The sequence below is a fragment of the Gammaproteobacteria bacterium genome (assembly GCA_028819075.1).
In the GTDB taxonomy this organism is placed as follows: Bacteria; Gemmatimonadota; Gemmatimonadetes; order Longimicrobiales; family Gaopeijiaceae; genus BD2-11.
This window is the reverse complement of sequence record JAPPMM010000055.1, coordinates 17,969-29,033: the sequence shown is the minus strand read 5'-3', so window position 1 is coordinate 29,033 and position 11,065 is coordinate 17,969. Positions and strand designations below refer to the sequence as shown.

At 66.2% G+C, this 11,065-nt stretch carries 14 protein-coding genes; 11 read left to right on the top strand and 3 right to left on the bottom strand.

Features of this window, described 5'->3' with window-relative positions; genetic code table 11:
- Positions 1 to 199: 199 nt before the first annotated feature.
- The gene (locus OXU32_15570) at positions 200 to 1,357 is read left to right on the top strand and encodes a site-specific integrase (GenBank protein ID MDE0075374.1); all 1,158 of its coding nucleotides are present in this window, start codon (positions 200 to 202) and stop codon (positions 1,355 to 1,357) included.
- A gap of 534 nt (positions 1,358 to 1,891) precedes the next feature.
- Here the strand turns inward: OXU32_15570 and OXU32_15565 are convergent.
- Positions 1,892 to 2,143 (bottom strand): AlpA family transcriptional regulator, encoded by a 252-nt coding sequence (locus OXU32_15565; protein ID MDE0075373.1) that lies wholly within the window; start codon positions 2,141 to 2,143, stop codon positions 1,892 to 1,894.
- A 511-nt stretch (positions 2,144 to 2,654) separates the two neighbouring features.
- On the opposite strand from OXU32_15565, the gene OXU32_15560 reads away from it, so the two are divergent.
- The 10 genes from OXU32_15560 to OXU32_15515 all read left to right on the top strand — a co-directional run bounded on the left by OXU32_15560 (position 2,655) and on the right by OXU32_15515 (position 7,616).
- The gene (locus OXU32_15560) at positions 2,655 to 2,897 is read left to right on the top strand and encodes a plasmid stabilization protein (protein ID MDE0075372.1); all 243 of its coding nucleotides are present in this window, start codon (positions 2,655 to 2,657) and stop codon (positions 2,895 to 2,897) included.
- Positions 2,898 to 2,908: 11 nt separating this feature from the next.
- A complete protein-coding gene (locus tag OXU32_15555) occupies positions 2,909 to 3,334 on the top strand; it encodes a type II toxin-antitoxin system VapC family toxin (protein MDE0075371.1) in 426 nt (141 codons plus the stop codon).
- Positions 3,331 to 3,525 carry a hypothetical protein gene (locus OXU32_15550; protein MDE0075370.1) on the top strand — a complete coding sequence of 65 codons (195 nt, stop codon included), beginning with the start codon at positions 3,331 to 3,333 and terminating at the stop codon, positions 3,523 to 3,525. Before OXU32_15555 ends, OXU32_15550 begins: the two co-directional genes overlap by 4 nt.
- Positions 3,526 to 3,553: 28 nt before the next feature.
- Positions 3,554 to 4,162: an IS1595 family transposase gene (locus OXU32_15545; protein MDE0075369.1), complete on the top strand. Its 609-nt coding sequence runs from the start codon at positions 3,554 to 3,556 to the stop codon at positions 4,160 to 4,162.
- A gap of 26 nt (positions 4,163 to 4,188) precedes the next feature.
- The gene (locus tag OXU32_15540) at positions 4,189 to 4,383 is read left to right on the top strand and encodes a hypothetical protein (protein ID MDE0075368.1); all 195 of its coding nucleotides are present in this window, start codon (positions 4,189 to 4,191) and stop codon (positions 4,381 to 4,383) included.
- Positions 4,380 to 5,081, top strand: coding sequence for a DNA methyltransferase (locus OXU32_15535; protein ID MDE0075367.1), 702 nt, complete (start codon positions 4,380 to 4,382; stop codon positions 5,079 to 5,081). Before OXU32_15540 ends, OXU32_15535 begins: the two co-directional genes overlap by 4 nt.
- A gap of 16 nt (positions 5,082 to 5,097) precedes the next feature.
- A complete protein-coding gene (locus OXU32_15530; GenBank protein MDE0075366.1) occupies positions 5,098 to 5,982 on the top strand; it encodes a site-specific DNA-methyltransferase in 885 nt (294 codons plus the stop codon).
- A gap of 12 nt (positions 5,983 to 5,994) precedes the next feature.
- Positions 5,995 to 6,165, top strand: coding sequence for a hypothetical protein (locus OXU32_15525; GenBank protein MDE0075365.1), 171 nt, complete (start codon positions 5,995 to 5,997; stop codon positions 6,163 to 6,165).
- Positions 6,166 to 6,220: 55 nt separating this feature from the next.
- Positions 6,221 to 6,421 (top strand): hypothetical protein, encoded by a 201-nt coding sequence (locus OXU32_15520; protein MDE0075364.1) that lies wholly within the window; start codon positions 6,221 to 6,223, stop codon positions 6,419 to 6,421.
- A gap of 64 nt (positions 6,422 to 6,485) precedes the next feature.
- Positions 6,486 to 7,616, top strand: a complete 1,131-nt coding sequence (locus OXU32_15515; protein MDE0075363.1) for a hypothetical protein — start codon at positions 6,486 to 6,488, stop codon at positions 7,614 to 7,616.
- A 261-nt stretch (positions 7,617 to 7,877) separates the two neighbouring features.
- Here the strand turns inward: OXU32_15515 and OXU32_15510 are convergent, their stop codons facing one another.
- Both OXU32_15510 and OXU32_15505 read right to left on the bottom strand, forming a co-directional pair.
- On the bottom strand, positions 7,878 to 9,041 hold the full coding sequence (locus OXU32_15510; GenBank protein ID MDE0075362.1) for a tyrosine-type recombinase/integrase: 1,164 nt from the start codon (positions 9,039 to 9,041) through the stop codon (positions 7,878 to 7,880).
- Positions 9,042 to 9,198: 157 nt separating this feature from the next.
- Positions 9,199 to 10,893, bottom strand: coding sequence for an Ig-like domain-containing protein (locus OXU32_15505; GenBank protein ID MDE0075361.1), 1,695 nt, complete (start codon positions 10,891 to 10,893; stop codon positions 9,199 to 9,201).
- Positions 10,894 to 11,065: the final 172 nt, after the last annotated feature.

The window sequence follows — 11,065 nt, the reverse complement described above, 5'->3', positions numbered from 1 at the left end:
TCGGTGAATTGTGAGGCTGTCGGGAGGGGGCGTCCATTCCATCACATCTGGCTCCTCCACAAACCGCAGAAACTCACGCCCCCGTGGCGCGCCCGCGCCAACGCCTGACGGGGCGCCAACTCTGGACGACGCAACTGCCCTGCGCGATACTTCCTTCGCGCAGATCGTGCGGTCCATCGAATCGAGGAGGAATCGAACGATGGCACGCACGAAACGAAGTCGGCGCTCGTACGGCGCTGGCGAATGGGGCCGCAACCGAGTCCGGATCTTCCCGGATCCGAAGACCGGCAACTTCCAGATTGAGTGGCGCGAGAACGGGCGCAGGCGAAGTCGGTCGCTGGGACACCGCGACTGGCGGCGCGCGAAACGGCAGGCGGACGAATTCGCCGCAGGGTTCGCAGGCCCGGACCTGAACGGCAAGGCGGAAGCCAAGCCCGAGCCGCTCACGCTGGGGACGCTTTTTGACATCTACGGCGAAGAGGTGACGCCATCCAAGGCCCAGCATACACGGGCGCGCGACAGAACCGCGACGGGGATGTTCCTCCGGTTCTTCGGCAGGGACCGTGACCCGGCGACGCTTTCGCAACGGGACTGGGACCGGTTTATCGCGGCGCGGCGCGCTGGCAGGGTCGGCATCTCGGGCAGGCCCGTGTCCAACCGGACCATCGAGTGGGACCTGACGTTCCTGATGGCGGTTCTCAACTGGGCCACGAGGTCGAAGGACGAGAGGGGCCGTCCGCTGCTCGACCGGAATCCGCTGAAGGGTCTCAAGAAGCCCAAGGAGAAGAACCCCACCCGGATCGTCCTCACCGAGGAGGAGTATCAGGCCCTGTTGAAGGTGTCTAGGCAGGTGGACTGGCGGTTCCATGTGGCGCTCGTGCTCGCACACGAAACGGGGCACCGCATCGGAGCCATCCGCAAACTCAGGTGGTCGGATGTCGATTTCGAGGGCCAAGCGGTTCGGTGGCGCGCGAAGCACGAGAAGACGGGATACGAGCACACCACGCCGGTGACCGATAAGGCGTTGGCCGCTTTGGAGGAGGCGCGCGCGATGAGCACCGGGACGGATGACGGGCCGGTGTTTCCCGCGCTGCCGGATGTCTCGCGGTGCGTGGGCCGGTCGCCGGTGGGCTTCTGGTGGACGAAGGCCCAGGAACTCGCGGCGCTGGAACCGAAGCGCGGTCGCGGCTGGCACTCGCTCAGGCGGAAGTTCGCCTCCGACCTCATGAACGTACCGCTCAAGGTGCTCTGCGACCTCGGCGGTTGGAAGAACGCCAAGACGGTTCTCCAGTGCTACCAGCGAGCGGACGAGGGACAGCTCAGGCAGGCGCTCGCGAACCGGAGAGTTCGGGCCTGATCCAATTCGGCGGGAACCGATTGGCGAGAATCCACCCCACCAATGTCGTAAGTCCATTGATCACAACAGATACAACTTGGCTTACGCATGCTCGCCCAGCGGACAAGCTGGTTCAGGTTGTTACCGATGCGCGCGATCTGGCGCGTGCGCTCGCGCTCGACGGACCGCGCCGCCGCGGTCCACGTATGCGTCCGCGCCATCGCCTCGCGAAGCAGGACGGAGGGAGAGACGCCCGCCGCCGCGGCCTTCTCCCGCCAGGCGGCGTGCTCCGCAGGCGTGACGCGGGCGGCGACCAACACGGTGCGATGCCCCTCAGCCATGAGCGCACCGGCGACGGGGTTCGGGGGCGTCGTCCCCGCGCGTCCGCTGCTCGTGCAGCGGCGCGACAGTTTGGGGGTCTAAGGGGGCCGGAAAGCCCCCTTGCCAGCCCTCCGTGTTCAACACGGAGTCGGCTGGCTGACCGACCAAAGACGCGCCCGACAAGCTGTTCTCCGGCCGCCGCGAAGCGCGCCGCATAATCGAACCGGGCGGGCCTCAGCCGCCCGGCGCGGCCTCGACGCGCCCATCGGCCCGGGCGTCCTCGAACCGGCTCTCGGCAATGCGGTTGCGGACCCACTCGTCCACCTCGGCCTCGATCCAGCCCACCGCTCGCCCGCCCAGGGCGACCGGTCGGGGGAAGCACCCTGCGGCCATCCGCACGTAGATCGTGCTCCGCGACAAGCCGGTGCGCTCCATCACCTCGGGCAGCCGCAGAAACCGGGTCGGCGGATTCGTCCTCTGCTCCATCGTGTTCTCGGTCATCGTCCTGTTCCTCCTCGTTGCTCTCCGCGTTCTGGTCGGTCTTCGGCTACTCGGGCGTCGAGGCGGATCGCGCGCACCGCCCGATGCCCCGTCCTGCTCCGCAATGAACGCGAGAACCCGGTCCGCCGTCCTCAGCGACGGCGAACGGCCCCGGCCGATCTCGCGCATGAGGTTCGGGTCGCCCACCGCCTTCATGCCGAGTGCCGACGGGCTTACGCCCGAGTCCCCGAGAAACGCGTCCACCCGCGAAATGAACTGCCCTTCCAGCGTCTCCATGCATGAATGGTGAAAGACCGTTGCCACGGAAGACAACCATTGGGGAATTCCCTAAGTGCTTATGACGTATCAGGTTGTGTCAGAACGTCCCGGAGGCTCGGAAGAGCTCCGCCAGCGGGGCGGAAAAACGCCCCGCATCTCGGAAGGACCGCGAGCGGTCGAAACTTGCTTGCAACGCAAGCAGGAGGCTAGCTTTGTCGTCGCGCAAGGAGGAACAACCATGGCAAGCATCACGATCCGCAACCTCGACGACGACATACGGACCCGCCTGCGAGTGCGGGCGGCCGGCAACGGCCACTCGATGGAGGAGGAAGTCCGGCAGATCCTTCGCAAGGCCGTCGGACGCGCGAAGAGATCCCGGGACCTGACGAGCATCATCCGCTCCTACTTCGGGCCGGAAAACGGGGTGGATCTGGAGTTGCCCGACCGCGATCCAGCGCGTGAGCCGCCGTCCTTCGAGTAGGTCCGAAAGCGATGTCCATGCTGCTCGACACCAACGTCGTCTCAGAGTTGATGCGCGAATCTCCCGAACCCTCCGTCGCACGCTGGGTCTCGGGCCATCCCGTGGAGGACCTGTTCCTTTCGGCCGTGAGTGAAGCGGAGTTGCGCTACGGTGCCGCCATCCTGCCGATGGGCCGACGACGCGAGACGCTCTTCTTAAAGATCGAGGCGATGCTGAGGGACGCCTTCGAGGACCGCGTGCTCCCGTTCGACAGGGATGCCGCCCGTGCCTACGGTTACATTGCCGCCGCGCGCCGCTCCGCCGGGCGTCCCGTGGCTTCGGCGGATTGCCAGATCGCGGCCATCGCGGCGGCTCGCCGCATGAGGCTGGCGACGCGCAACGTTCGCGATTTCGAGGACATGGGGATCGAGCTCGTGGACCCTTGGGCAGGGGCATGAGCGCCAAGACCGAAGCCTTCTCCCGCGTCAAGATCGACGATCTGATGCACGACGCGGACTGGAATCTGACGGATGGTTCGAGTGTTCTCTTCGAGCACACGCTGCCCGACGGCACGAGGTCCGACTACGTGCTCTGCGACCGGCAGGGCCGGCCGATGGCCGCTTTGGAAGGAGATTATGGCGAATCGTAACCAAACCCCTTGATTTTCCGGCCCCGAGCTGCACCGCGATCTCGGCATCAGCCAGAAGGCGGCATGGTTTCTCGCGCATCGTCTCCGCGAGGCGTGGGACGATGGCAAGTCGCCGTTCGCGGGCCCGATTGAGGTTGACGAGGCCTATATCGGTGGTCTGGAAAAGAACAAGCACGAAAAGGACAAGTTGAAGGCCGGTCGCGGGCCGGTCGGCAAGGTTCCCGTGGTCGGCGTGAAGGATCGGGCGAGCAACCAGATTGCCGCGAAGGTGATCGACAGGACGGACGGCGCGACCATCACGGAGTTCGTCGATGGACACGCGGACCCGAATGCGACCGTCTACACGGACGGCACGAGCACCTACAAGGGGCGTAAGAAGCACGAGAAGGTCCGTCACAGCGTCGGCGAGTATGTCCGGGGGCAGGCGCACACCAACGGGATGGAATCGTTCTGGGGGATGCTCAAGCGCGGGTACATGGGCACCTATCACCGGATGTCGGAGAAGCATCTTCAGCGGTACGTGAACGAGTTCGCGGGCCGCCACAACATCCGCCCATTGGACACGCTCGCGCAGATGCGGGTTATCATCCGGGGGCTGGAGGGTAAGCGGCTCCGCTACCGGGAGCTGACGGCGTGAACGGGCCGGGAAAACGGAAAAGGCAGGTGAAAATGGGCAACTGGCATGAGGACGTAGCGAACTGCGATCCGCGCACAGGAGAATCGTACTCCGGTGATGACAGCCATGAAGCGCGCGAGCAGCAGCTACGGTTTGCCGAATCCGTCAGGCGTTGGGATGCTGGCGACATCGAAGGCGCGATGAAGCTGGCCGGTGGCGAGGATCCGGATCCCCGGCCATGAGTCTGCAAGCCAACACGCTCTACTACGGGGACTGCCTGGAATGGCTGCCCAGCTTCCCCGCCGAGTCGGTGGACCTGATCTATCTCGATCCACCGTTCAACTCGAACACCAGCTACAACCTGCTGTTCGGGAACGGCGGGCCGAAGCGGAACGGCGGGCGTAGCGCGCAGGTCCGGGCGTTCGACGACACGTGGCGCTGGGACGATGCAGCGGCCCGGAGGGTGGACCGGATCGCACGGGCAGCCGCGCATCCGGCGCACAAGGCGGTGGTCGGGCTCCGCACGCTGATCGGCGAAGGCGGGATGCTCGCATACCTGTCCTACATGGCCGAACGGCTCGCGGCCATGCGGCGCGTCCTGAAGCCGTCCGGTAGCATATACCTGCATTGCGACCCGACGGCCAGCCACGGGCTCAAGCTTGTCATGGACGTTATCTTCGGAGCCGGCAACTTCCGAACGGAAATCGTCTGGAAGCGATCCGGGGCGCACAACGACACAAAGCAAGGTCGCCGACAACATGGGCGCATTCACGATACCCTGCTGTTCTACTCCAAGGGCTCGCAGTGGACGTGGAACCCCGTCTACATGGCATACGATCCCGAGTACATCCGCCGAAGCTACCGCCATCGTGAGAAGGGAACGGGTCGCCGGTACAGGATCGACAACCTCACAGGTCCGGGGGGGGGCGGCGAAGGGTAATCCGTACTACGAAGTGATGGGCGTTTCCCGTTACTGGCGGTATTCGCGCGAGCGGATGGCCAGCCTTGTGAAGGATGGACGGATCGTTCAGACCGCACCGGGCAGGGTGCCCGGATACAAGCGGTATCTCGACGAAATGCCGGGCGTCTCTTTGCAGGACATATGGACTGATGTCAAGCCTATCGGGCGAGCGAAAGAGAATCTTGGCTACCCGACACAGAAGCCGTTGGCGTTGCTGGAACGCATCATCAAGGCTTCCAGCGATCCCGGCGACCTGATCCTTGATCCCTTCTGCGGCTGCGGGACGGCGGTGGCTGCGGCCCACAAGCTCAACCGGAAGTGGGCGGGGATCGACATCAGCCCATTCGCGATAGACCTGATTGCCTCAAAGCGGTTCCCGGAGTTCAAGGTTCCCACGGAGGGCTATCCCTACGATCTGGCCGGGGCCGCGAAGCTCGCGAGGGAACAGCCGTTCAAGTTCGAGAAGTGGGCCGTGACCCGCGTTCCCGGACTCGCCCCGAATGACCAGCAAGTGGGAGACGGCGGGATAGACGGCGTGGGCTATCTGCTCGCGAAGCCCGACAACGGCGCGACCGATCAGGTGCTCGCGCAGGTCAAGGGCGGCAAGTACCAGTTGGGCCAGCTAAGGGACTTCCTCGGCGTCCTGGAGCGCGAGAAGGCCGCGATGGGTGTCTATGCCACGGTCAACGCGATCCGGGCCAAGGGCGCGCACGTGGAGGCCGCGAAACGCGGCAATCTGCGGCTCGGCGCGACCGAATATCCGCGCGCGCAACTCTGGTCCATCGCCGACTACTTCGACAGCCGTATGCCCGTGCTGCCCGCACTCGCCGACCCCTACACCGGCAAGCCAGTTCAGCACTCGCTGCAAATGACCCTCTGACCCGGAGAACGGATGAGCAAGACAACGAAGCCGAAGGCGCGAGGCCGTCCGGTGGAATATCCGATGCCGGATCCGATCCCGGACTCGCCCGAAAGCATCATGAAGTCGCTCCTCAACACGCCTCCCCGCAAGCGCGAGGACTGGCGTTTCGTGCAAGAGCGCGAGCGAAAATCCGCCGGGTGAAACGGCGAGGTTTGGTTACGATTCGCCATAATCTCCCTTCTATTCTCAGGACGACTTGGAGCGGCGGATCGCGGCGCGCACGATCCACCGCGACCTCTCGACCGTCGTCGCCATCGACCGGAACTACCAGATCGAGTGCCTGGAGGCGCTGTCCGCCGAGATTCGGCATGGACGCCGCAAGCTCCTCGTCAATAATGGCGACCGGCACCCGCAAGACCCGAACGGCCGAGCTTCTCTACTTGGACCCCGGCGGTGAGGACATGCACGACGACAAACCTACCACGTCGACGCCCACGCACCAGCCCAAGAGTTGAATCACGATGACCGAATCCGGCCAAACACCGGCCCGTTACCGAGTCGGGCTCTTCGCGATGGTGGTGTTGGGGCTTTCGACGCTGTCCTTTCTCGAACTATTGGACAAGCCCGCCGACCGCCACGCCAAGGAAGCAACACGAGAGGCCATCCTCGTATATGGGACAGTGAGAGCCCTGAACATGGGCGTCTCGGTCCTGCAAACCTCAGAGCTGGGTGTAGCAGCAATTGGGTCCGTTCAGATCGGCCAGTTGCTCGATCCGATAAACGACGCCGCGGAACGGGCGTCCACCGCGCTCGCGTGGTCCATCGGATCGTTGTTCGTGCAGCGCATACTGCTCGACTTCGCGTCAAGTCGCCTTGTCAAATGGGTGTTCCTGGCGTCCGGCTTGCTGGCGCTTCTCGCCTTTCTGCCCCTGACGTCCACCATCGGCGTTCCGTCGGCCGTGCTGGACAGCTTTCGGACAGCGCCCATCAGATGCTTTGCCGTCGCGGGTATACTCCGGTTTCTCGTGCCCGCTTTTGTCGCAAGCAGCCATTTCGCAAGCCAAGCGTTGCTCCAGGAGCAACTGGCCCAGGATCAGGAAGCCGTGTCCGAAATGAGCGGACCCCTCGAAATCCTGAGCGTTTCGGGTTCGATCAACGGTGAAGCCCTGGCTGACGGCGTGCGCGATCAGGTCGCTGGTCTTCGAGAAGAGAAAGCGGATGTTGAGGGGCAACTCGCACAAGTGAATGAAGAATTCGACAAGCTTCCTTTTGTATGTCGAGTACTGCGTTTGAGGTGTCCCCCCGAGGCGGACTCCCTCCGCCCGGAGAGGGATCGTCTCGATGATGAAATCGACGATATCGACCGAGCGATCGTAGAAGCCGAGCGCGAACTCGAGTGCATTGAGGAGACCGGAAGGCCCTGCGCGTCGCTCTGGGCTACTTTGACAGCCAGGATCCGAGAGGCCCGCGAAATGCTGGCCAATTTACCAACGTGGGCTTCTGATCTTCCGGTGCGTTTGACGTACTTGATGATTTCGTTGCTTGTGAAGTGCATCGTGTTCCCCATCCTGTTCCTGCTCCTCGCTTCGAAATGTGGCGCGTATGTCGTCAAGCGGGCAGCGAGTTGGAGGCTGCCCGTTCCTGCTCGCTAACGCCTAACTACCTTCAAGGGCGGGGAACGTAGCGAGCTTGAGGCGAGTTCCTCGCTGTTTCTGGACGACAGGAGTAGAGGCGATCCAATGGCAGGAAGCGCGGATCGTGCGGCCCTGCAAGTAGTTAGTTAGACGATTCCCTGCCTTGATTCGCGCCAATTCTCAACCTGACGGCCCGTAGGTTACTCTCGAAACACTTCGAGAAAGCCCTGAAATTGCCTCCGCGCTGTCAGCGGATGCTGCGGCAGGCCCGGCGGCGGCCTATCGCTGCGTGACGTAGTCGCACCACGCTTGGAGAACCTCGGCGCGGCGCTCCAGCAAGTCGGAGCGCTGATAGGCCTGAACGACTTGGCTCCGCGGCATATGCGCCAAGCAAGCCTCGGCGACCTCGGCCGGGACTCCCGACTCGGCCATCCATGACCGGGCACTCGACCGGAATCCGTGCAGCGTCGAGGCGACCCCGGCCCGCTTGAGCACCCTGAGCGGCGCTTTCGGCGGCAGCGGTCCGCCGGTCCGCGACGGAAACACCAGCGGCGATTCGCCCGACAGCTTGCGCGCCCGCTCCAGAACATCGAGCGCGGCGGTGCTGAGTGGGACCGTGAACTCGCGGCCCGCCTTCATCCGGGATGCCGGTATCGTCCACGTCGCCGCGTCCATGTCGATCTCGTCCCAGAGCGCGCCCCGCGCTTCGCCGGGACGAACGGCGGTGAGGACGATCAGTTCGACGCACGGAGCCGCCGAAGGGTGCGTGTCGGTGGTCCCGCGAACCGCTCGGAGCGCGGCGGCGACCTCTTCGTGCGGGAGCGCGCGGTGGTGGGTTGTCGTGTGGCCGTTCGCCTTCGGCAGCGCAACGACCGCCCGGTCCACCGGGTTGTCCGCCCGGTAGTTTCGACCGATGCACCAGCGGAAGACGGCGGTGATCCGGTGCTGGGCCTTCCGCGCCGCTGCGGGCTTCGAGTTCCAGATCGGCGAGAGGCAGCGCAGCACGTCCGCGCTCTCGATCCGGTCCACCCGCTTGTCGAGGAGCGGGGCGGCATGGAGGCGGAAGGTGGACTCCCACTGCTCGGGAAGCGGGCTCCCCGCCTTCCACGCCTCGCGGTGAAGCTTGATCGTCCGCTCGGCGGCCTCGGCGAACGTCGGGACGCCGCGGCCGCGCGGGTCCTGGCCCAGGAGGACGCCCCGGCTGTTGTCCAATGCCTTCTGCCGGGCCTCGGCGAGCGTCACCTCGGGATACGGCCCGAGTCCGATCGAGGTGAGCCGCCCCTCGATCCTGACGCGCTGCCGCCATGTCTTGGTGATCCGGCCATCCAGTGTCCGGTGAACCCGAAGGCTCAGCCCGCGCCCGCCCCGCCCGTCGCCGTAGACACCGGGCCGGTTGACCGTTCGTACGAACGCGGCGCTCAGCGTTCTCGGTCGCTTCGTCATGGTGCTTCCTTCCTTGTGGTGTATCACTCATTGCAGCACTACACCGAGAAGAATACACCGGATGGCGATGGACCACAAGGGACGGTAGAGCGCCGGGGATACTACAGAACACGTTGTCCAATAACGTGTTATGGACTACTTGGTATACCTTTATGGATTACGCTGGAAGATGTGTGCCGAGTTCGGGCGGAATCGCGCCCGTGAGCACGTTGTCGCTCAAGCGCAGGTACTCCAAGTGTGCCAGATCGCCGAGCTCGGGCAGCAGCCGGCCTGTCAGGCCGTTGTCCCAAAGCCGCAGTTCGACTACCCGTCCGCGCTCGTCCACCTCGACCCCGCGCCACTCTCCGAGCGGCGCGTCGGTGAGCCAGTTCCTCGAGTCGATCCAGTGGCGCCCGCGCGTCGCGTCGTGGAGCATCTCCAGGATCTCCCGGTCCGTGGCGGGCGCGCACTCCACCCCGGTGCCCCGCAGCACGGTGATGGCGTCCAGCCACGTCCGGAACGCCTCGTCCGCCGGCGCGCACAGCTCCGTGCCGGCGTAGTCCAGCTCGTCCAGCGCCAGGTCGAGCAGGGTGCGCGACAGCCGCCCGGACAGCGCGTTGTCGCCGACGCGCAGTGACGTCATCGCCGCCAGGTCGCCCAGACCCGCCGGGAGCCGTCCGGCGAGCCCGTTGCCGGCCAGGTCGAGGGTCGCGACGCGGCCCAGAGAGTCGGTCTCGACCCCGTGCCAGCCCGCGAGCGCCGTGCCGACCAGCCAGCCCTCCGAGTCGGTCCAGCTCTCGCCGCCCGCCGCCGCGTGCAGCGCGCCCAGCGCGGCCCGGTCCGTCTCGTTGCAGAACGGGCCTCCCCCGGTCTGCCCGATCCCGTCCAGCCAGGCCATGAACTCTGGCGTGCCCGGCGCGCAGAGACCCGCGTTCCGCTCGAAACGGAACCGCACCAGCCCGCCGATCCGCAGGAGACTCCGCGGGAGCGCGCCCGCCAGCGCGTTGGCGTCGAGGTGGAGGAACTCCACGCGGATGAGACGGCCCAGCTCCGCCGGGACCGGACCCGCCAGCGCGTTGCCGCTCAGGGACAGTCCCCTGAGGTGCGCGAGACGCCCCAGTTCTGGCGGAATCGGACCCGCCAGCGCGTTGCCGTCGAGCCACAACCCCTCCAAGCCGGCGAGGGCGCCCAGCTCCGCCGGGACCGGACCCGCCAGCGCGTTGCCGCTCAGGCTCAGCAACGTGAGGTCCGAGAGGTTCCCCAGCTCCGTCGGAATCGGACCCGCGAGCGCGTTGCCGTCGAGCCACAGCTCCTCCAGACCGGCGAGATTCCCCAGTTCCGGCGGGATCGGACCGGCCAGCGCGTTGGCGCGGAGGTTCAGTGACGTCAGGCCGGCGAGACTCCCCAGTTCCGGCGGGATCGGGCCCCGCAGACCGTGCGACACCCACTCCCCGGTCTCCCCGTCCTGGCGGCCGCCGAGGTCCAGGCGGACGACCCGGCCGAACGCGTCCGTCTCCACGCCGCGCCACTCCCGCAGCGGCCTGTCGCCCAGCCAGTTCTCGTCGTCGGCCCAGTTCGGTCCGTCCGTCGCCGCGTGGAGCGCGGCCAGCGCCGCCCGGTCCCCACTCTCCACCGCCACCGTCACCGTCGCCGTGCCCGCCACCGCGCCGACCGTCGCCGCGACCGTGGTCGTCCCGTTGCCCGCCGCCGCCACCAGCCCCGACCCTCCCACCGTCGCAACCTCGGGGCGCACGCTCGTCCAGATTACCACCACCCCGGACATCGCCCGCCCGTTGTCGTCGAGCACCCGCGCATTCAGTTGCACGGTCGCGTCCGGCGCCGTGAGCGACGCGGCCGCGGGCGTGACCGTCACGCTGGCCACCCGGGGCGTCCCAGGCGGAGGGCGCGTTGCGTCGTCGCCGCACCCCGACAGCCACGCAGCGACCGCGCAGATCGCCAACAACGGGAGGCGAATCCGCGTGCGCTCGTTCGGGGCGCCGTCGCCCTCTCGTTCCATGCCCGCAGGATGATTCGGCCCCGGCTCC